We start from the raw sequence: 18,879 nt of genomic DNA, 5'->3' as shown, positions 1-18,879 counted from the left end.
CCCGCATGAATTTTCGTCTTCGCCAATCCACGCAGATCATTCTGCTGTCCGCCTTTGCGGTGGCGGCCTTTGTGCTGTGGTCGTTGTGGGCCGAAATCGACCAGGTCAGCCGCGCCCGCGGCCAGGTCATCCCGAGCGGCCGCACGCAGGTCGTGCAAAGCGAGGATGGTGGCACCATCGCGGAAATCCTCGTCTCCGAAGGCGACCGGGTGAAGCGCGGCGATCTGCTGGTCCGCCTTGACGAAACCCGCCCCCGCGCCGCTGTGGAGGAAAGCGAAGCACAGGTGGCGGCGTTGAAGGCGCGCATGGCCCGCATCCAGGCCGAACTGTTCAACCGCCCGCTGGTGTTCCCGGCGGAAACCCGCACCCATCCAGAATTCGTTGCGAGCCAGCGCGAGCTCTACACCCGTCGCCGCCAGGCGCTGTCGAGCCAGATCCAGAGCCTCCAGGCGATGCTCAGCCTGACCCGGCAGGAACTCGACATGAACCTCCCGCTGGTCGACAGCGGCGACGTCAGCCGCTCCGAAGTGCTGCGGATGCAGCGCCAGACCTCGGACCTGCAGGGCCAGATCAACACCCGGCGCAGCGAGTATCTCGCCGAACTGCAGACCGAATATGCGAAGACCGAGGAAGAGCTGGCGAGCGCCACCGAGCAGCTCACCCAGCGTTCCGCCATTTTGCGCGGCTCTGAGCTGCGCTCCCCAACCGACGGCGTGATCGTGGCCATCAAGTACAACACGGTGGGCGGCGTTCTGCGCGCCGGCGACGAAGTGCTGCAATTGGTCCCGACCGGCGACAAGCTGGTGGTGGAAGCTCGCGTGTCGCCGACGGACATCGCGTTTATCCGCCAGGGTCAGACGGCCAACGTCAAGTTCGACGCCTACGACAGCAGCATCTACGGCTCGGCTGACGGCATCGTCACCCACATCAGCGCCGACACCCTGTCCGAGGAAACCAAGGAAGGGGTGCAGACCTATTACCGGGTGTTGCTGAGCGCCGATCCGGCCAAGCTGCGTCCGCGCCACGAGGGCGAGAAGATCGTGCTTCAGCCAGGCATGACCTCGGTCGCCGAGATCATCACCGGTCAGACCACCGTGTTCAAGTATCTGACCAAGCCGATCCTCAAGACGACCGGCGATTCGCTCGGGGAGCGCTGATCGGACAAGGGCGGGAGGCGGTCAGGTGACCGTCTCCCGCCCTCCCCCGTCCTTACAGGACGTAACGGACGCGGATCTGCTGAACGGTCGGGTTCGCCGGCATGGTGAAGCGGATCTCTTCCCACTTGGGCGCCCGCGGTTTCATCGACGGATTGTTCGAGAAGCCGAATCCCTCGCGCGGAATGCCCATCATCATGTCGAGCTTGCCGTTGCGGTTCTCGTCATGGACGACCAGCAGCGCATAAGTGCCGGCCCTGATTGGCCCGAGGTCGATCCGGCCCGCCCTTCCTGCCGCCAGCGTGCGCGCAATCGCATTGGGGTCGGCCTTGCAGTCGAGGAAGCGGCCAGGATTCGGCGACAGGCAAAGGTGAACCACACCCTTGGCCGAGCGAACGCCCGACAATTGCACCTGCAGGTCTGCCCCCGCCTCCGGCATCGTCGGAACCCCCGCCCCGATCGTCGCCACTGCCACCAGCAGCGAAACCGCTGCCATTCCCGTCCGCTTGGTTGTCATAGCTTGCCCTGCCACTCCGGCCCTTTGCCTTTGATTAACGGGCTTGAGGCGGGGTCGCCAGCGCCGCCACGACACGCTAGATCGCAAACTTCATGGCATCGTATGACCTGGTGATCGTTGGGGGTGGGCTTGCCGGGGGTCTTTGCGCCCTTGCGCTGCGCCGCCGCCGCCCCGGACTTAAGCTGCTGCTGATCGAGCCCGACGCCACCATCGGCGGCAATCACCTTTGGTCGTTTTTCGACAGCGATGTTGCGCCGGCGCACCGGTGGCTGACCGACCCGCTGATCCGTCACCGCTGGCCGGGCTACGACGTCCGTTTCCCCGCTCACAGCCGCCATCTGTCGCAAACCTATCAGACAATCGAGAGCGAAGCGCTGGACGAAGCAGTGCGCGGCGCCCTCCTGCCTGCAGAAATCCGCCGGGCAGTCGTCACCAACCTTGGCCCTACCCATGTCGAGCTGGAAGGCGGCGAGCGGATCGACGCAGCGTCCGTGCTCGACGCACGCGGCGGCAAGGCCGAAGGGCTCGACCTTGGCTGGCAGAAGTTCGTCGGCCAGCTCCTCACCATCCCGCAGGGCCACGGCATCGCCCACCCCATCGTCATGGACGCGACCGTGGAGCAAGTTGATGGCTACCGCTTCGTCTACTGCCTCCCCTTCTCCCCGACCGAGCTGTTCGTCGAAGACACCTATTATGCCGACGCGCCCGAGATCGACCACGAGCGCTTGCGAGATCGCATCGGGGACTATGCGGCGAGCCAAGGCTGGCAGGTCGCGGCGCGCACCCGCGAGGAGCAGGGCGCGCTTCCCGTCGTCACCGGCGGTGATTTCGACCGCCTTTGGCCGAGGCATGACCCCGTCGCCCGCGCCGGCGCACGCGGCGGCTTCTTCCATCCGCTGACCAGCTATTCTCTTCCGGACGCCGTCCGCTTCGCGATCTGGCTTGCCGAGGAAGCTCCGCTGGATGCCAGGCTCGCCGCTGCTACCCGCGCCCGTGCGGCCAAGCACTGGAAAAGAGGCAGGTTCTACCGCCTTCTCACCGCCTTGCTGTTCCGCGCTGCCGACCCACATCAACGCTACCGGGTGCTGGAGCGTTTCTACCGCCTTTCCGGCCCCTTGATCGCGCGCTTTTATGCGGGGACGAGCAGCGGGATGGACAAGGTGCGCATCCTGTCCGGCAAGCCTCCCGTGCCCCTGTTCCGGGCGCTTCGCGTGTTGAAGGACCGCCTGTGACCACTTCTCCCTACAAGACCGCAATCGTCATCGGCGCCGGCTTCGGCGGCCTTGCGCTGGCGATCCGGCTCCAATCGGCAGGCGTCCGGACCACGATCATCGAAGCGCGCGATCGCCCCGGCGGCCGGGCCTATGTGTGGGAGAAGGACGGCCACGTGTTCGACGCCGGCCCTACCGTCATCACCGATCCCGATTGCCTACAGCGCCTGTGGAAGCTGTCCGGCCACGATATGGGCGAGGACGTCGACCTCGTGCCCGTAAAGCCCTTCTACCGCTTGTCGTGGCCCGACGGCACGGTGTTCGACTACACCAACGACGACGCCGAACTGAAAGCCGCGATGGACGCGCTCAACCCCAATGACTGGGCCGGCTACCAGCGCTTCCTTGCCTACAGTGCGGGGGTCTTCAACGAAGGCTACGTGAAGCTCGGCACCAAGGCGTTCGAAAGCATCGGCGACATGCTGAAGGCTGCTCCCGCGCTCGCCAAATATCAGGCTTGGCGCTCGGTCTATTCGATGGTCTCGAGCTTCGTCGAGGACGAGCACCTTCGCCAGGCTTTGAGCTTCCACACCCTGCTGGTCGGCGGCAATCCGATGACCTGCTCGTCGATCTACGCGCTGATCCACAAGCTGGAGCGCGACGGCGGCGTATGGTTCGCGCGAGGCGGCACCAACAAGCTGATCGCCGGTATGGTCCGCCACTTCGAGCGGATCGGCGGCACCATTCGCCTCGGCGATCCTGTCACCGCCATCACCGCCGAGAATGACCGCGTTACCGGCGTCCGCACGGCGTCAGGCTGGAGTGCCACCGCTGACGCGGTCGCTTCCAACGGCGACGTGGTCCACAGTTACGGCCTGATCGAAGGCTCCAGCCGCGGCCCGCAACAGGTCCGTGCTCTCAAGCGCAAGCGTTTCTCGCCCGGGCTGTTCGTGCTCCACTTCGGGCTCGAAGGCACCTTCGACATCGCCCACCACACGATCCTGTTCGGGCCGCGCTACGGAGGGCTCGTCAACGACATCTACAAGACCGGCAAACTTGCGACCGATCCGGCGCTTTACCTTCACCACCCGACGATCACCGACCCTTCGATGGCACCGCCCGGCTGCTCGACCTTCTACGCGCTGGCCCCCGTCCCCAACGCCGCCCGCGCCGACGTCGACTGGGCGGTAGAAGGCCCGAAGTATCAGGAAGTCGTGCTCGACACGCTTGCAGAGCGCCTGATCCCCGACATCCGCAGCCGCATCCGCACCATCTTCCACTACACGCCGGCCGACTTCTCGACTGACCTAGCCGCGCATTTGGGCTCCGCCTTCAGCCTCGAACCGGTGCTGTGGCAATCGGCTTGGTTCCGCACCCACAACCGCGACGACAAGCTGCGCAACCTCTACTTCATCGGCGCTGGCACCCACCCCGGCGCGGGCATTCCCGGCGTGGTCGGCAGCGCGGAGGCAACTGCGGGGCTGATGCTGGCGTGATCGGGCAAGAAGAACGGGCACGGCTGGTCCAGGGCGCGCTGGAAAGCATTTCGGCTGGCTCAAAGAGCTTCCGCTTCGCCAGCCAGCTGTTCGACCTCCCCACCCGCGAACGCAGCTGGCTGCTCTACAGCTGGTGCCGCGCCTGCGACGACATCACCGACGGCCAGACCCTCGGCCACGATGCCGAGCGCGTTGCCGACCCGGCCGCCCGCATCGCCTTTCTCAAGGACAGAACCGCCGCCGCCTTCGCCGGGGAGGACACCGGCCTCGTCCCGTTCGATGCGCTGCGGGTCGTCGCCGCCGATTGCGCCATTCCCCCGGCCATCGCCGCCGACCACCTCGCCGGCTTCGAACGCGACGCTGCCGGGTGGCGCCCGACCACCACCGAGGATCTCCTCTCCTACTGCTATCAGGTCGCGGGCGCGGTTGGCGTCATGATGGCACATGTCATGGGCGTGCCCGCGTCCGACGAGGACACACTCCATCGCGCCGCCGATCTCGGCATTGCCTTCCAGCTCGCCAACATTGCGCGCGACATCGTCGAGGACGCCCGCGTTGGCCGGGTCTACCTGCCGACCGAATGGCTCGAAGCCGAGGGCCTGGCCGGCGCCGATCTCGCCGATCCCAAGCATCGCCGTGCCCTTGCCCGCCTTGCCCACCGCCTCAGCGACATGGCCGATGACTACCGCCGTTCCGCCCGCATCGGCGCCGCCCGCCTGCCCTTCCGCAGCCGCTGGGCGGTACTCTCCGCAAGCGGCATCTACGGCGAGATCGCGACCCGCGCCGCCGCCCTTGGCCCGCACGCCTGGGACAATCGCATCAGCACCTCCAAGGCCGAAAAGGCCGCGCTGGTGGCGGAAGCCTTTCGGGAAGCCCTGTGGCCGGTCAGGCCCGTTCCTCGTTCCGGGCTCTGGACCCGCCCTTCGCGGCCCTGACCCGCGCCTCGGCGCTGCGCTTCAGCGCCTGTTTCAGCGCATCAACCGGCGGCGCATAAAGAAAGCCGTAGCTCACCGCCCCGTCGCGGCTCTCCACCGCGTGATGCAGCTTGTGCGCCTGCACGATCCGCTTGAAATAGGTAGAACGCGGCACGATCCGGTGCGGCAGACGGCCGTGCACGATCACGTCGTGAAAGCCGAAATAGATCACCCCGTAAAACGCCACGCCAGCGCCGATCCAGGTCGCCCAGTCGCCCCATCCGCCGTTCAGCCCGCCCCAGATCAGCAGGATCGACGGCAGCGCGAACACGACGGCATAAAGGTCATTGCGCTCGAACCAGCCTTTGCGCTCACGGTGATGGCTCTCGTGCCACGCCCAGCCCCATTTCGAATGCATGACGAAGCGGTGCAGCACATACGCGAACCCCTCCATCGCAAGGACGGTCGCGGCGAACAGGGCAAAACCGGCAAACCAGCTCATGACGTGGATATAGGCACTTACGGCCCGACGGTCACCCGGTCCTTAGCCCCGCTCGGCAATGAACCGCATCAACTCGGCCAGCGTGCTTTCCATCTGGTCCTGCATCTGGCTGACCAGTTCGTTCTCGCGCATCCCTTCATGATCGAGCGGCTTGGAATAACTGTCGCTAAAGGCCTTGAGGTCGCTTTCATCGAACACGCCGCGCGCGACCAGCTTGGCGAGGATCACCAGCAGCCCATTGGTATTGGCGATAGTCCCGGCGACCAGCGCCTCGTCCACCATCGACAATTGCCCGCGCTCTTCCGCGCCCGTCGCTTCTTCTTCGACTTCGTCAGCCATGCCGCCGCTTTGAGGCAGCGCTCGGGGCAAGGTCAATCAAGAAAGGCAGCAAGCGCGGTCCACCGCCTCGCCTTCTCGGCGAACGGCAGGGTGTAAGCGGGGCTGGACGACGGCAGGTCGACCAGCACCAGCCTCGTCCCCGCCAACGCTCGCCGCCCGAGGCGCGCCGCCGTCCCGCCGTTGAAGCCCACCGCACGTAGCTGCGGAAGCACCGCGACGAAGCCGGCGAGATCGCGCATCTCCACCTCCCGCATCTGCCCGTCGAGGCTGCCTTGGCGCCGCGCGGCATGCACGACATCCCACATTGCCACCCCCCGCTCAGACAGCCGCTCGAGCCGCTCCTGGTAAGGCAAGGCTTCCATCGCGACGCCTGTCACGCTCTCCATCAATCGCCAGAATTGATTGCGCGGATGCGCATAATAGCGAGCCGCTGCTAGCGACGCTTCGCCCGGCAGGCTCCCCAGCACCAGCAGCCGTGCATCGGCCCTCGCGACGGGCGGCAAACCGTGTTTCCGCCCATCGATCATGCTAAGGGCGCGCCCATGCCCCGTCCTTTCCATCTCGCCATCCTCGGCCTGTTCGCCATCCTGCTCAAGCGCAGCAGCCGCGATTGGACGAACCCGCGGCCACGCCGCTAAAGGCCCCTCCATGGCTCCCGAGGACCTTCGCATCGCCCTTGTGTCGGGCAATTACAATTACGTGCGCGATGGCGCCAACCAAGCGCTGAACCGGCTGGTCGGCTTTCTCCTGCGACAGGGCTGCAAGGTGCGCGTCTATTCGCCGACCATCGCGGAACCCGCTTTTCCGCCCACCGGCGATCTGGTTTCCCTGCCCTCGATCGCGGCGCCAGGCCGCCCCGAATATCGCATCCCGCTCGGCCTCACCCGCGCCGTCCGCAAGGACCTCGAAGCCTTCGCGCCCAACATCGTCCACATCGCCAGCCCCGACATCAGCTCGCACCGCGCCGTCAGCTGGGCCCGCGCGCGCAAGATCCCGGCGGTCGCCTCGGTCCACACCCGCTTCGAAACCTACCTCGCTTACTACCACCTCGAGCTGCTCGAACCGACGGTCCGCGCCGCGCTCCGCCGCCTGTACCTGCGCTGCGACGCCCTGCTGGTTCCCGCCGAATCCACCGCTGCCGTGCTCCGCGCGCAGCGGATGAACCGCAACATCGCCATCTGGTCGCGCGGGGTCGATCGCACCCAGTTCAATCCTGAGCGCCGAAGCCTCGACTGGCGCCGCAGCCTCGGCATCGGCGACGCGGAGATGGTAGTCGCCTTCCTCGGCCGGATCGTGATGGAAAAAGGCCTCGACGTATTCGCGGCCGTTCATGACGAGCTCACCGCCGCAGGCGTGCCCCACAAAGTGCTGGTGATCGGTGAGGGCCCCGCCCGGCCGTGGTTCGAGAAAGCGCTTCCGAACGGCATCTTCGTCGGTCATCAGGAGAAAGACGACCTCGCCCGCGCGCTCGCTAGTGCCGACGTGTTCCTCAATCCCTCGATCACCGAAACCTTCGGCAACGTGACGCTGGAGGCAATGGCCTGTGCTTTGCCCGTGGTCGCCGCGGCCGCCACCGGGGCCACCAACCTCGTCCGCGATGGCGAGACAGGCTCGCTGGCCGAGCCGGGCGACATTCCCGCCCTCGCCGCCGCCATCGCCGCCTATGCCACCGATCCCGAGCTTCGTGCCCGCCACGGCGCAGCCGGCCTTGCCTTCGCCAAGACGCAGGACTGGGACGTCATCAACGGCGCGGTGCTCAAGACCTACACCCGCGCCATCGAACGGCGCGAGCGGCTGAACCGGATCAAGGGGTAAGCGTCAGCCTTCGAGCTGGCGAGTCAGCAGCCGGATCGCCGCGTCGATATCGGGATCGGAGGCGCGCAGCTTCTCGATCTGCTTCACGGCATGGATCACCGTGGTGTGATCGCGCCCACCGAAGCGGCGGCCAATGTCGGGCAGCGACTTGGGCGTCAGCTGCTTGCTGAGGTACATCGCCACCTGCCGCGGCCGGGCCACTTCGCGCGCACGGCGGGCGGACACCATCTCCGCCTTGCGGATGCAATAATGGTCGGCGACGCGGGTCTGGATCTCGTCGATGCTGATCCGGCGCTGGTTGGCGCGCAGCACGTTCGCCAGCACTTCCTCGACGAACTGAAGGTCGATCGCACGGCCGGTCATCAGCGCATAAGCGCCGATCCGGTTGAGCGCGCCTTCGAGCTCACGGATCGAGTTGGTCAGGCGGCGGGCGAGGAAATCGACCACATTGTCGGCCATGCTGATGCCGGGCAGCAGCGCCAGCTTAGCGAGCAGGATATTGTAGCGAAGCTCGAGGTCGGCGGCATTGATGTCCGCGACCAGGCCCCAGGACAGGCGCGACAGGATGCGCGGCGCGATTCCGTCGAGGTCCTGCGGCGCGCGGTCCGAGGTGATCACCAGCCGCTTACCGGCGTTGATGATCTCGTTCATCGTGTGGAAGAATTCTTCCTGCGTCGATTCCTTGCCGGCGATGAACTGGACGTCGTCGATCAGCAGCAGATCGGCGCTACGCAGCCGTTGCTTGAAGCCGATGGTGTCGTTCTCGCGGATCGCGCGGACGAACTCGACCATGAACTTCTCGGCGCTCATCATCACCACGAGCGCATCGGGATTGAGCTCGAGGAAGCGCTGGCCGAGCGCGTGCAGGAGGTGCGTTTTGCCGCGCCCGGTGCCGCCGTGAAGAAACAAGGGATTGAAAGTAACCGTCGGCGCTTCCGCCAGCGTCTTGGCGGCGGTGGCGGCGACCTCGTTGGCCTTGCCGACGATGAAGCTGTTGAAGCTGTAGCGCGGATCAAAGGCCGGGCGCGGGTGCACCGCGGCGGCCGCCTTGCGCTCGGCCGGGATCGGTGCCTCGTCGAGGATCAGCAGCGGCGCGGGCTTGGGACCGCCCTCGCAAGCGACGACCCGCACTTCGCGCACCACCGGAAGAGTCGTGCGCCAGGCGAGCTGCAGCCGCTCACCGAAATGGCTGCGCACCCAGTCGGCCATGAACTGGCTCGGCATGACAAGCTCGAGGCTGCCCGAATCGGGATCAAAGGCGCCAAGCTCAGCCGGCTTCAACCAGCCGTCGAAGGTCCGCGCACCGCAATCGCGGCGAAGACCGGTCCGGATCACGGCCCAGGCGGCGCTGAGCGGCGAGCTGTCACTGGCACCTGCCAGATCCGCTGTGCCGCCCCGTCCCTGCTCCATATCTCCGAAACCGCTCACTGCCCGCCTGCCTCCTTATGTCCGCGCCGGCTGCGCTCCTTCACAGGCAAAGGGAGAGCGCTCGCGCCGACCAGTGTCGACACGCCCGTTCCTTGCCTAGCTTGGACCCCCCCAGTGGAATCACTGCCGGAGGGGTTTTCTGGAGCAATCGGAGGGGGTCTGACAACGGCAATTTTTCATCGAAGTGAAATAAAGCCGCTTGACACGCCTCTGTGAGAGAGGGCCCAATTAACCGCCGTTTTCAGCCGTTTTTGACCACCCGTCTTTGGTGAGGCTGGCGCGAATCGCGGGAATGCAACGGTTTAGCTGCCGTAACGAAAAAGGCCGCCGGATTCGCATCCGGCGGCCTTCCCGTCCTGGTACAGGATGAAGCGTTTTAGGCCAGCGACGAAACCCGCTTGGTCAGGCGCGAGAACTTGCGCGACGCGGTGTTCTTGTGAAGCACGCCACGCGCGACTCCGCGCTGCAGTTCCGGCTGAGCCAGCTTGAGGGCTTCCGATGCCGCACCCTTGTCGCCCGCCAGCAGCGCCGATTCGACGGCCTTGATGAAGGTCCGGATACGGCTGACGCGCGCACCGTTCACTTCGGCGCGGCGGGTGTTGCGGCGGATGCGCTTCTTGGCTTGCGGCGTGTTCGCCATGGTTGGCTCAAATCCCTAAGATGCTGACAAAAAGAAAAGCGGCGCGGCCTCAGGCGGCACGCACCGATTGGGCGCTCCCCTAACCGAACGGCTTCCTGTGGTCAACTCGTTAGCGCTGACAGGCCGGGCAGTACCAGGTCGAACGCCCGCCCTGCGCAAATCGCTTCACCGTGCCCCCGCACGGGCAGGCGTCTCCTTCCCGGTCGTAGACCGAGAAGCTCTTGCTGAAATAGCCGAGTTCGCCATCGGGAGCAGCGTAATCGCGCAAGGTCGATCCGCCCGCCGCGATGGCTTCGTCCAGCACCGCATGGATCGCCGGCACCAGCCGCCGCAATCGCTCCAGGCTGACCTTGCCGGCCGCCCGCCTCGGGTTGATCCCGGCCCGGAACAGCGCCTCGCAGACGTAGATATTGCCAAGCCCAGCGACGATGTTCTGGTCGAGCAGCATCAGCTTGATCGCCGCGTTTCGCCCCGCCAGCCGCCGCTTCAGTTCCTCTGCTGTAAGATCGAACGGCTCGGGTCCAAGCGCCTTGAACGGCCCCCACTCCGCCAGCTCCGCCGTGCGCACCAGATCGACGCTGCCGAACCGCCGGGGATCGTTCAGCACCAGCCGGTGGCGATCGTCGGTCTCAAGCGCGAGATGATCGTGCGGCTCCTCCTCGCTCGGATCGATCCGCCACCGCCCGCTCATGCCGAGGTGGAACACCATCGTGTCGTCGCGGTCGGTATGGATCAGCCCGTACTTCGCTCGCCGCCCAAGACCCGTCACCGTTGCGCCGGTCAAACGCTGCCCAAGGTCCTCCGGAAACGCCCGCCGCAGATCCGCCCGCCGCGCTTCGACACGGGTGAGGCGGCGGCCCTGAAGCACGCGCTCCAGCCCGCGCACGGTGGTTTCGACTTCGGGAAGCTCGGGCATGTCGTTCGGCCATATGGCGCCCCGCGCGCCACACCGCTAGAGCGCCCCCATGAGCGATTTCGTGCAATTCGGCGACCAGCGCGTCACCCCCGAGGAAAAGACCCGCAAGGTCGGCGAGGTCTTCTCCTCGGTCGCCCGCCGCTACGACGTGATGAACGACCTGATGAGCGCGGGCATGCACCGCCTCTGGAAGGACCGCTTCGTCAACCGCGTAAAGCCGCAGGCGCACGAGCATATCCTCGACATGGCGGGCGGAACCGGTGACATCGCCTTCCGCATGGCGAAGCGCGGCGCGGCGGTCACCGTCAGCGACATCAACGCCGACATGCTGGGCGTCGGCGAAGAACGCGCGGCAGCCAAGGGCATCGAGGGCCTCACCTGGTCGGTCCAGAATGCCGAAACCCTGAGCTTTGCCGACCGCGCCTTCGACGCCTACACCATCGCCTTCGGTATCCGGAACGTCACCGACATCCCCAAGGCGTTGCGCGAAGCCCACCGCGTGCTCAAGTTCGGCGGCCGCCTGTTCGTGCTCGAATTCTCGACCAGCGACTGGCCGGGCTTCGGCGAGGCCTACGACCTGTGGGCCGACAAGGCGATCCCCAAGATCGGCAAGGCGGTCACCAACGACGAGGCAAGCTACCGCTACCTCGTCGAAAGCATCCGCCGCTTTCCCAAGCCCTCTGATTTCGAGCGGATGATCGGGGAAGCAGGCTTCACCCGCACCCGCACCGAAACCCTGATGGGGGGTCTCGTCTGCATCTGGTCGGGGTGGAAGGCTTGACGTCTTCGCTGACGCATCTCCTTCGTATCCTGCGCTGGGGCCGCACCCTGGCGCGCTACGGGGCGTTGCAGGGTGTCGAGCGCGATCCCCTCACCCCGCCGTTCGCCCGCCGCATCGTGCGCCTCGCCCGCTTCGGCCTGCGCCAGCCGGCCAAGCCCGATTATGCCGCCGCGCTTCAGCAGCTCGGGCCCGCCGCGATCAAGTTCGGCCAGGCGCTCGCCACCCGGCCCGATCTCGTCGGCGAGGACGCGGCGCATAATCTCTTCGCGCTCCAGGACTCGCTGCCGCCCGCCCCCTTTCCGCTGATTCGCAAGGCGATCGAGCAGGCGCTCGAAGCTCCGCTGGAAAGCCTGTTCAGCGAGTTCGACGAAACGCCGGTCGGCGCCGCGTCGATCGCGCAGGTCCACCGGGCGGTCACCACCGAGGGTCGCGTCGTCGCGGTCAAGGTCCTCCGCCCCGGCATTGAGGAAACCTTCGCGGAAGCGCTCGAAACCTACGAGTGGGCCGCCGCCCACCTCGAAGCGCATGCGGGCGACGAGGTTCGCCGCCTCCGTCCCAAAACCGTCATCGCCCATTTCCGCCAGTGGACCCGGCGCGAGCTCGACCTCCAGCGCGAAGCCGCTTCGGCCTCCGAGCTCAAGGAGAATATGGTCGCCGAGGACGGTTTCTACGTTCCCGAGATCGACTGGCGCCGCACCGCCCGCCGCGTCCTGACGCTGGAATGGCTCGACGGCATCAAGCTCTCGAAGCGCGACCAGCTGATCGAAGCCGGACACGACCCCCGCGCCCTTGCCAACATCCTGGTCAAGGCGTTCCTCCGTCAAGCGGTGATCGACGGCTTCTTCCACGCCGACCTTCACCAGGGCAATCTCTTCGCCCTTCCCGACGGTCGCCTAGCCGCCATCGACTTCGGCATCATGGGCCGCATCGACCGCCGCGCCCGCCGTTGGCTCGCCGAAATCCTCTACGGCCTGATTACCGGCAATTACGGCCGCGTCGCCGACATCCATTTCGAAGCGCAATATGTGCCGCCGCACCACAATGCCGAGGAATTCGCGACTGCGCTCCGGGCGGTGGGCGAGCCGATCCGCGGGCTGCCGGTCAAGGACATCAGCGTCGGGCGGATGCTCGAAGGCCTGTTCTCGATCACGCGCGACTTCGACATGCCGACCCAGCCGCATTTGCTATTGCTGCAAAAGACGATGGTGATGGAGGAAGGCGTCGCGACCTTCCTCGATCCCGACATCAACATGTGGGAATCGGCCGAGCCGTTTCTGCGCGAGTGGATCCGCTCCGAACTCGGCCCCGAAGCCGCGCTGGCGGATCGGCTTGTCGAGTGGAAGCGGAGCCTTGAAAAGCTTCCCGACCTCATCGACCGCATCGACCACTACTTCCCCGCCCCCGGCGGCGCCCCGCCCGAGCTTCCGGAAGTGCAGGTCGATGTGAAGCAGCTCCCTAGCCCCGGCTGGCGCGATCTTCTCTTCGCGCTCGGCGGTGCAGCCGCGGCTGCGGCCGCGCTTTACTTCTTCGGCATCTGATCGTCGTCCCGGCCGAAACCGGGACGACGCCAGTTCTTACTTCGATGCCACCCGCGACCCGCTGCCCATGCGGGTCAGCACGTCCTTCAGCGCCGCGACACGCTTCGCCGCGATTGGATCGGCCGGTGCGCGCAGGCCGCTCGCCAGCCCGCGCAGCTGCGCAGCATTGGGCCGCGCGATCGCCGCCCGCAGCGCCTGGATCTGCGGCGGCGGCAGGCTTCCGGCCCGCTCTAGCTGATCGACATAAGCCGCCGCGACGACCGGCACCGCCGGCCAGCTTACCGGCGCCTGCTGCTGCGGGTTGAAGCGGTTGTCGGAATAGACCGCCAACGCCGCCGCCGCGATCTCGTTCTGGCTGAGCTGGGCCGATGGCTGCAGCGCCAATACGTCCAGCCCGCGGGCGATCTCGGTCCCGTAGATCCGGCCCTTGTAGTAATAAGCCGACCAGAAGCCGCCCATCACCAGCTCGTCCTTGTAGACCGGTCCGCGATCGAAATAGCCGATCTCGGTCGGCCTCGTGCTGTCGGTGAAGTCGCTGATCGAAATTCCGCCCTGATACCAGGCCTGCACAAACAGATCGCGCCCCGGGACCGGGATGATCGACCCGTTATGCGCGACGCAATTCTCCTGGCTCGTTTGCGCGGCGGGCAGCTTGTAGTGATTGCGGAAGCGCAGCTTCTGCCCCTCGATGTCGTAGATCGCGTTGGCGCCCCAGTTACGCGGATCGCTGACCAGGCAACGCGGCCGTCCGCCGCCGCCCCATTCGTCGGTGAACAGCACCTTGGTGCCGTCGTTGTTGAAGGTCGCCGAGTGCCAATAAGCGAAGGTCGGGTCGACCACCTGATCGATCCGCTTGGGCTTGGCCGGATTGCTGATGTCGAGCAGGATGCCGTTGCCCGAACAGGCGCCGGCCGCGATCTTGGCGCTCGGGAAGACGGTGATGTCGTGGCACTGATCGGTCTGCGCGGTGTCCTGCGTCCCGTCGCCGTGATCGCCGCCCGCCCAGAGCCCAGAGATGCTGCCGGTGGCGGGATCGCCGAATACACGCGGCCGGTCGATAATCCGCGCCGCCGCCGGATTGGCGACCGGGATTTCGATCACGTCGATCGAGAACAAGGCCGACTGCATTGAGCCCGGATCGGCGATGCAGCTCGGAATCTCCTGCGCCGAGCGGACGCCCGCGGTGCCCGAAACATAAACGATGATCTTGCCGTCACGGCCCGGCCCGGAAACGACGCTGTGCGTGTGGCTCCCGCGGCAGGTCTGCACGGCGCCTACCTGGCGGGGGGCCTGGAGGTTGGAGATGTCGAAGATGCGGATGCCGCGGAAACGCTCGGCGCTGACCGCTTCCTGGATCCCCTGCCGCCCGCAATCGAGCCGCCCGCGGCCCTGCTCCACCGACATGATGAGGAGGTTGCCGACGATCGACAGATCGCCCTGTCCGCCCGGGCAAATGACCGAGCTCACCAGCTGCGGCGCCGCCCCCGTTGGGCTGACGCGATACAGGTTGAAGCCATGGTAGTTACCGGTCGCCAGCACATCGCCCTGGAACGCCATGTCGGTCTGCGCGAAGCTCAAGAGCGGCGAGCGCCCGGCGCCTTCCGGCTCCTTCTGCCCCGGCTTCAGCAGCGCCTTCACCGGCAGATCATAGGGGTTCTTGGGGTCAAAGAAGCCGGTCGGCTTGGGCAGGCTGGCAACCAAGGTCAGCCCACGGATCGCCTGCCCCGCCTTGTTGGTGCCGGCGGCAAGCGCGGTGCGCGGGTCCTCGGCAACCGTGCCCAGGAGCGCGGTCATGCGCTTGATCTCTTCCTGCTGCTCCTTGACCAGATCGACCACGAAGGCGTTGAGGCCTGGGTCGGCCGCTGTGCCGCTACGCCCTGTCAGCTCGTTCGCCATCCGAACCGCGCCGGCGTGATGGCTGATCATGCGGGTCAGGAACATCCGCTCGAACGCCACGCCCTTGGCCGCCCGCATCTCGGCCAGCTGGGCCGGGGTCGCCATGCCCATGTGGGTCATGTGCGACGCGTCCATCATCATGTGCGCGGCATGGGGATTGGCGGTGGCCTGCCCGCGATCGGACAGCCACTTCTTCATCCACGCCATTTCGTCCGACTGCGTAGCGTCGATCCGCTTCGCCATCTGCAGGATCTCGGGTCGATTGGTCCGCCCCGCGACCAGCGCCGTCATCTGCGTCGCCTGCGCGTGGTGCGGGATCATGTCCTGCAGAAAGCGGACGTCATACGACGAATAGCTGGTATCCGCGATCCGGCTGGCGGTGGTCGCATCGATGGTCCGGCTCGCCTGCCCCGGCGCTCCCGGCTGCACGATCGGCGCGCCTTGCGCAAAAGCGGTGGTCGACAGAAGCGCGGCAAGGGCGAACACGGAAGACTTCATGGAACGGGACTCTCCTCAGGATGGAGAAGAGCCTAGCGTCCGTTTCGCCCTTGCCAAGAGCGGCTTTTACAGCCCCAGCGCGTCGAAATCCGCTGCCGAATGCCGCTCGCGCAAGATCACCTCGCCGCGCGCCGCATTGACCCCGCGCCCGCGCTTCACCGCCGGCCGCGCATCGACCTGCTCGGCCCAGCGCATCAGGTTCTTGTAGCTGCCCGCATCCAGGAACTCGCCCGCGCCTTCATAGGTGCGACCAAGCGCCACACCGCCATACCACGGCCAGATCGCGATATCGGCAATGCTATACTCATCGCCTGCAACATATTCGCTGGTCGCCAGCTTCTGGTCGAGCACCGACAGCTGCCGCTTCGCCTCCATCGTGTAGCGGTCGATCGCATATTCGATCTTGCTCGGCGCGTAGGCAAAGAAATGCCCAAACCCACCACCCAGGATCGGAGCCGATCCCATTTGCCAGAACAGCCAGCTCAGCGTCTCGGCCCGGCTGGTGCCCAGGAACGCGCCGAACTTCTCCGCCAGGTGAAGAAGGATCGCGCCGCTCTCGAACACCCGCACCGGCTCGCCCCCGCTGCGGTCCACGAGCGCCGGGATCTTGCTGTTGGGATTGATGTCGACGAACCCGCTGGAGAACTGATTGCCCTCCATGATGTCGATGAACCAGGCGTCATATTCCGCGCCCGAATGTCCCGCTGCCAGCAGCTCCTCGAGCAGGATGGTGACCTTCTGCCCGTTAGGCGTGCCGAGACTGTAAAGCTGTAGCGGGTGCTCGCCGACCGGCAGCTCCTCGTCGTGGGTTGCGCCTGCGACCGGCCGGTTGATCGCGGCAAAGCGCCCTTCGGCGGGCTTGGGGGTCCATACCTTCGGCGGCTGGTAATCGCTCATCGACACTCTCCCTGTCGTTTCGGACCCGCATCTGGGAAGCCACGGCTTGCCTTTCCAGCAGGATAATCCGTGTGCCTGCCCGCCTGCTCATGCGTTGATGCCGGCGGAGGAGTTGACCGCCATGAAGACCAACAGCAGCGCCGGCGACGGCAAGAACAACAATCACGATCCCACCTTGCGCGATCACGAAGGAAGCAAGGGACCGGCTGAGACAGCTCTCAAGGATCGCGAATTCGACCCCACCCCCAAGGCGCCAAGCGACAATCGAGGGAGCCGCAAGTGACCGACCACAAGAAGAAGGGCGACTTCCACAAGACCAGCAGCAACGAGGACAGCGTCGGCGGCAACAAGAAGTCCGGCGCCAACCCCGATACCGCCAGCCGTACCGGCGACAAGCAGAACGCCGGCCACGGCGGCCACAAGTAAACCGGTAACGTCACCCTGCACGCCTGGCAGGGTAACGGCGCTCCCGGTTTCCTGGCCTAGCAATGTAGGAGTTCCCGTGGCATCCCCGCGGGACCATGCGGGACCTTGCATCCTCTTCCTCGACGTTCTCCACGGGCCTGGGCGATAACCACGGCGGAGCGGCGACCCGTCCCTATGTGAACTTCGAGAACTTTGGGCGCGTCCAAACCCGCGCCCTATGTGAACTTCGAGAACTTGCAGACCGCTGATGGCCCGCATCCTGCTCATCGTCGGCGGCGGCATCGCAGCGTTCAAGGCCGCCGAACTGATCCGCCTCGCCCGGCGCCACGGACACGAGGTCACCCCGGTCCTCACCGCGGGCGGCACCCACTTCGTCACCCCCATGACGCTCGCCGCCCTGGCCGAAAGCCCGGTCTACACCTCGCTGTGGGACCTCAAGGACGAGACGGAGATGGGCCATATCCAGCTCAGCCGCGCCGCCGACCTGGTGCTCGTCTGCCCGGCCACCGCCGACCTCCTTGCCAAGATGGCCGGCGGCATCGCCGACGACCTCGCCACCACCTTGCTGCTGGCAACCGACAAGCCGGTCTATGCCGCCCCCGCGATGAACGTCCGCATGTGGCTGCACCAGGCGACGCAGGCCAATGTCGCGACCCTGCGTTCGCGCGGCGTAACGGTGATCGATCCCACCGAAGGCGCCATGGCCTGCGGCGAATATGGCCCCGGCCGCCTGCCCGAGCCACCCCAGATCCTCGCCGCGCTCGGCCTCCTCACCGAGGCCCCAGCGACACCGGCGCAAGTTGCCAGCGCGGACGTCGACGTCACCGCGCCCGCTGCCAGCCTCACCGGCAAGCACATCCTCGTCACCGCCGGTCCGACCCACGAACCGATCGATCCCGTCCGCGTCATCGCCAACCGCTCCTCGGGCAAGCAAGGCTTTGCCATCGCCGCCGCCGCCGCCGCACTTGGCGCCCGCGTGACCCTCGTCGCCGGCCCGGTCGCGCTGCCCACTCCGGCCGGCGTCGCCCGCATCGATGTTGAGACCGCCGACCAGATGCTCGCTGCCGTGGAGAGCGCGCTCCCCGCCGACGCCGCCATCCTCGTCGCCGCCGTCGCCGACTGGAAGGTCGAAGCCAGCCCGATCAAGCTCAAGAAATCCGCCGGCCCGCCGCAGCTCCGCTTCGCGCCCAATCCGGACATTCTAGCGACGCTTGGGCGGCATCCCGACCGCCCGCGCCTGCTGATCGGCTTCGCGGCCGAGACCGACGACCTGCTCGCCAATGCCGCGTCCAAGCGCACCGCCAAGAACGCCGACTGGATCGTTGCCAACGACGTTTCCGGCGACGTCATGGGCGGCGCGTCGAACCACCTATACCTCCTCACCGCCGACGGCACCGAGGATCTGGGCGCTGGCACCAAGGAAGGCCTCGCCCGCACCCTCCTCGCCCGCATCGCCCAGGACCTCCTATGATCCGCATCCAGATCACCCGCCTCCCCCACGGGGAAGGGCTGCCCTTGCCCGCCTACGCCACCGCCCACGCCGCCGGCATGGATGTGGTCGCGGCCGAGGATCTCGACCTTCAGCCCGGCCAACGCCACGCCGTCGCCACCGGCCTGCGCATTGCCATCCCCGAGGGCTACGAGGTCCAGGTCCGCCCCCGCTCGGGCCTCGCGCTGAAGCACGGCATCACCCTCCCCAACACACCCGGCACCATCGACGCCGACTATCGCGGCGAACTCAAGGTCATCATGATCAACCACGGTACGGAGCCGTTCCCGGTTCGCCGCGGCGAACGCATCGCCCAGCTCGTCCCCGCCGCGGTGACGCAAGCCGAGTGGGACGAGGTGGACGAGCTGGACGAGACCCTTCGCGGCGAAGGCGGCTTCGGCAGCACGGGGCGCTGAGCACCT

20 protein-coding genes are annotated in these 18,879 nt (G+C 66.6%); 11 read left to right on the top strand and 9 right to left on the bottom strand.

Features of this window, described 5'->3' with window-relative positions; translation table 11 throughout:
- Positions 1-5 precede the first annotated feature (5 nt).
- On the top strand, positions 6-1,157 hold the full coding sequence (locus ACP69Z_RS07425; RefSeq protein ID WP_426266871.1) for an HlyD family efflux transporter periplasmic adaptor subunit: 1,152 nt from the start codon (positions 6-8) through the stop codon (positions 1,155-1,157).
- A gap of 52 nt (positions 1,158-1,209) precedes the next feature.
- Here ACP69Z_RS07425 and ACP69Z_RS07420 read toward each other — a convergent pair whose 3' ends face one another.
- Positions 1,210-1,650: a DUF2141 domain-containing protein gene (locus ACP69Z_RS07420; RefSeq protein WP_426266870.1), complete on the bottom strand. Its 441-nt coding sequence runs from the start codon at positions 1,648-1,650 to the stop codon at positions 1,210-1,212.
- Between the two features lie 113 nt (positions 1,651-1,763).
- On the opposite strand from ACP69Z_RS07420, the gene crtY reads away from it, so the two are divergent.
- From crtY to ACP69Z_RS07405, 3 genes are read left to right on the top strand one after another with little or no spacing between them, the layout of a single operon-like run.
- The gene (gene crtY, locus ACP69Z_RS07415; protein WP_426266869.1) at positions 1,764-2,903 is read left to right on the top strand and encodes a lycopene beta-cyclase CrtY; all 1,140 of its coding nucleotides are present in this window, start codon (positions 1,764-1,766) and stop codon (positions 2,901-2,903) included.
- Positions 2,900-4,378 carry a phytoene desaturase gene (locus ACP69Z_RS07410; RefSeq protein ID WP_426266868.1) on the top strand — a complete coding sequence of 493 codons (1,479 nt, stop codon included), beginning with the start codon at positions 2,900-2,902 and terminating at the stop codon, positions 4,376-4,378. Before crtY ends, ACP69Z_RS07410 begins: the two co-directional genes overlap by 4 nt.
- Complete coding sequence (locus ACP69Z_RS07405; protein ID WP_426266867.1) at positions 4,375-5,313, top strand: phytoene/squalene synthase family protein; 939 nt, start codon at positions 4,375-4,377, stop codon at positions 5,311-5,313. Before ACP69Z_RS07410 ends, ACP69Z_RS07405 begins: the two co-directional genes overlap by 4 nt.
- Here ACP69Z_RS07405 and ACP69Z_RS07400 read toward each other — a convergent pair.
- From ACP69Z_RS07400 to ACP69Z_RS07390, 3 genes are read right to left on the bottom strand one after another with little or no spacing between them, the layout of a single operon-like run.
- Positions 5,264-5,794 (bottom strand): sterol desaturase family protein, encoded by a 531-nt coding sequence (locus tag ACP69Z_RS07400; RefSeq protein WP_426266866.1) that lies wholly within the window; start codon positions 5,792-5,794, stop codon positions 5,264-5,266. The genes ACP69Z_RS07405 and ACP69Z_RS07400 overlap by 50 nt on opposite strands.
- Positions 5,795-5,836: 42 nt before the next feature.
- A complete protein-coding gene (locus tag ACP69Z_RS07395; RefSeq protein ID WP_426266865.1) occupies positions 5,837-6,133 on the bottom strand; it encodes a hypothetical protein in 297 nt (98 codons plus the stop codon).
- A gap of 32 nt (positions 6,134-6,165) precedes the next feature.
- Positions 6,166-6,660, bottom strand: a complete 495-nt coding sequence (locus ACP69Z_RS07390; protein ID WP_426266864.1) for a DNA-deoxyinosine glycosylase — start codon at positions 6,658-6,660, stop codon at positions 6,166-6,168.
- A 121-nt stretch (positions 6,661-6,781) separates the two neighbouring features.
- Between ACP69Z_RS07390 and ACP69Z_RS07385 the strand changes: the two genes are divergently transcribed.
- On the top strand, positions 6,782-7,948 hold the full coding sequence (locus ACP69Z_RS07385; RefSeq protein WP_426266863.1) for a glycosyltransferase family 4 protein: 1,167 nt from the start codon (positions 6,782-6,784) through the stop codon (positions 7,946-7,948).
- 3 nt (positions 7,949-7,951) lie between these two features.
- Here the strand turns inward: ACP69Z_RS07385 and dnaA are convergent, their stop codons facing one another.
- The 3 genes from dnaA to mutM form a co-directional block, all read right to left on the bottom strand.
- Entirely contained in the window at positions 7,952-9,358 is a 1,407-nt protein-coding gene (gene dnaA, locus ACP69Z_RS07380; protein ID WP_426268065.1) for a chromosomal replication initiator protein DnaA, read from the bottom strand.
- Between the two features lie 394 nt (positions 9,359-9,752).
- A complete protein-coding gene (gene rpsT, locus ACP69Z_RS07375) occupies positions 9,753-10,016 on the bottom strand; it encodes a 30S ribosomal protein S20 (RefSeq protein ID WP_426266862.1) in 264 nt (87 codons plus the stop codon).
- A gap of 109 nt (positions 10,017-10,125) precedes the next feature.
- On the bottom strand, positions 10,126-10,932 hold the full coding sequence (gene mutM / locus ACP69Z_RS07370) for a bifunctional DNA-formamidopyrimidine glycosylase/DNA-(apurinic or apyrimidinic site) lyase (protein WP_426266861.1): 807 nt from the start codon (positions 10,930-10,932) through the stop codon (positions 10,126-10,128).
- A gap of 49 nt (positions 10,933-10,981) precedes the next feature.
- Here mutM and ACP69Z_RS07365 point away from each other — a divergent pair, with 49 nt between their 5' ends.
- Positions 10,982-11,713, top strand: coding sequence for a class I SAM-dependent methyltransferase (locus ACP69Z_RS07365; protein ID WP_426266860.1), 732 nt, complete (start codon positions 10,982-10,984; stop codon positions 11,711-11,713).
- Positions 11,710-13,251, top strand: a complete 1,542-nt coding sequence (gene ubiB / locus ACP69Z_RS07360; RefSeq protein ID WP_426266859.1) for a 2-polyprenylphenol 6-hydroxylase — start codon at positions 11,710-11,712, stop codon at positions 13,249-13,251. The genes ACP69Z_RS07365 and ubiB overlap by 4 nt, the downstream gene beginning before the upstream one ends.
- Before the next feature lie 36 nt (positions 13,252-13,287).
- Here ubiB and ACP69Z_RS07355 read toward each other — a convergent pair whose 3' ends face one another.
- Both ACP69Z_RS07355 and yghU read right to left on the bottom strand, forming a co-directional pair.
- Entirely contained in the window at positions 13,288-15,645 is a 2,358-nt protein-coding gene (locus tag ACP69Z_RS07355; protein WP_426266858.1) for a DUF305 domain-containing protein, read from the bottom strand.
- A 66-nt stretch (positions 15,646-15,711) separates the two neighbouring features.
- On the bottom strand, positions 15,712-16,542 hold the full coding sequence (yghU, locus tag ACP69Z_RS07350; protein WP_426266857.1) for a glutathione-dependent disulfide-bond oxidoreductase: 831 nt from the start codon (positions 16,540-16,542) through the stop codon (positions 15,712-15,714).
- A gap of 121 nt (positions 16,543-16,663) precedes the next feature.
- Between yghU and ACP69Z_RS07345 the strand changes: the two genes are divergently transcribed.
- The 4 genes from ACP69Z_RS07345 to dut all read left to right on the top strand — a co-directional run bounded on the left by ACP69Z_RS07345 (position 16,664) and on the right by dut (position 18,873).
- Positions 16,664-16,825 (top strand): hypothetical protein, encoded by a 162-nt coding sequence (locus ACP69Z_RS07345; protein WP_426266856.1) that lies wholly within the window; start codon positions 16,664-16,666, stop codon positions 16,823-16,825.
- Positions 16,822-16,968 (top strand): hypothetical protein, encoded by a 147-nt coding sequence (locus tag ACP69Z_RS07340; protein ID WP_426266855.1) that lies wholly within the window; start codon positions 16,822-16,824, stop codon positions 16,966-16,968. The genes ACP69Z_RS07345 and ACP69Z_RS07340 overlap by 4 nt, the downstream gene beginning before the upstream one ends.
- Positions 16,969-17,215: 247 nt before the next feature.
- Positions 17,216-18,439, top strand: a complete 1,224-nt coding sequence (gene coaBC, locus ACP69Z_RS07335; RefSeq protein WP_426266854.1) for a bifunctional phosphopantothenoylcysteine decarboxylase/phosphopantothenate--cysteine ligase CoaBC — start codon at positions 17,216-17,218, stop codon at positions 18,437-18,439.
- Positions 18,436-18,873, top strand: a complete 438-nt coding sequence (dut, locus tag ACP69Z_RS07330; protein ID WP_426266853.1) for a dUTP diphosphatase — start codon at positions 18,436-18,438, stop codon at positions 18,871-18,873. Before coaBC ends, dut begins: the two co-directional genes overlap by 4 nt.
- Positions 18,874-18,879 lie beyond the last annotated feature (6 nt).

Origin of the sequence: Sphingomonas sp. LHG3443-2, assembly GCF_049896405.1 — a bacterium.
Taxonomy (GTDB): domain Bacteria; phylum Pseudomonadota; class Alphaproteobacteria; order Sphingomonadales; family Sphingomonadaceae; genus Sphingomicrobium.
This window is presented reverse-complemented; position numbering and strand designations above follow the sequence as displayed.

Bases quoted from the DNA above. Each gene is read 5' to 3' on its own strand.
- dut (WP_426266853.1), top strand. From the start codon at position 18,436: ATGATCCGCATCCAGATCACCCGCCTCCCCCACGGGGAAGGGCTGCCC.
- crtY (WP_426266869.1), top strand. From the start codon at position 1,764: ATGGCATCGTATGACCTGGTGATCGTTGGGGGTGGGCTTGCCGGGGGT.
- ACP69Z_RS07400 (WP_426266866.1), bottom strand. From the start codon at position 5,794: ATGAGCTGGTTTGCCGGTTTTGCCCTGTTCGCCGCGACCGTCCTTGCG.
- coaBC (WP_426266854.1), top strand. From the start codon at position 17,216: ATGGCCCGCATCCTGCTCATCGTCGGCGGCGGCATCGCAGCGTTCAAG.
- dnaA (WP_426268065.1), bottom strand. From the start codon at position 9,358: ATGGAGCAGGGACGGGGCGGCACAGCGGATCTGGCAGGTGCCAGTGAC.
- ACP69Z_RS07390 (WP_426266864.1), bottom strand. From the start codon at position 6,660: ATGATCGATGGGCGGAAACACGGTTTGCCGCCCGTCGCGAGGGCCGAT.
- ACP69Z_RS07385 (WP_426266863.1), top strand. From the start codon at position 6,782: ATGGCTCCCGAGGACCTTCGCATCGCCCTTGTGTCGGGCAATTACAAT.
- mutM (WP_426266861.1), bottom strand. From the start codon at position 10,932: ATGCCCGAGCTTCCCGAAGTCGAAACCACCGTGCGCGGGCTGGAGCGC.
- ACP69Z_RS07420 (WP_426266870.1), bottom strand. From the start codon at position 1,650: ATGGCAGCGGTTTCGCTGCTGGTGGCAGTGGCGACGATCGGGGCGGGG.
- rpsT (WP_426266862.1), bottom strand. From the start codon at position 10,016: ATGGCGAACACGCCGCAAGCCAAGAAGCGCATCCGCCGCAACACCCGC.
- yghU (WP_426266857.1), bottom strand. From the start codon at position 16,542: ATGAGCGATTACCAGCCGCCGAAGGTATGGACCCCCAAGCCCGCCGAA.
- ACP69Z_RS07395 (WP_426266865.1), bottom strand. From the start codon at position 6,133: ATGGCTGACGAAGTCGAAGAAGAAGCGACGGGCGCGGAAGAGCGCGGG.
- ACP69Z_RS07425 (WP_426266871.1), top strand. From the start codon at position 6: ATGAATTTTCGTCTTCGCCAATCCACGCAGATCATTCTGCTGTCCGCC.
- ACP69Z_RS07365 (WP_426266860.1), top strand. From the start codon at position 10,982: ATGAGCGATTTCGTGCAATTCGGCGACCAGCGCGTCACCCCCGAGGAA.
- ACP69Z_RS07355 (WP_426266858.1), bottom strand. From the start codon at position 15,645: ATGAAGTCTTCCGTGTTCGCCCTTGCCGCGCTTCTGTCGACCACCGCT.
- ACP69Z_RS07345 (WP_426266856.1), top strand. From the start codon at position 16,664: ATGAAGACCAACAGCAGCGCCGGCGACGGCAAGAACAACAATCACGAT.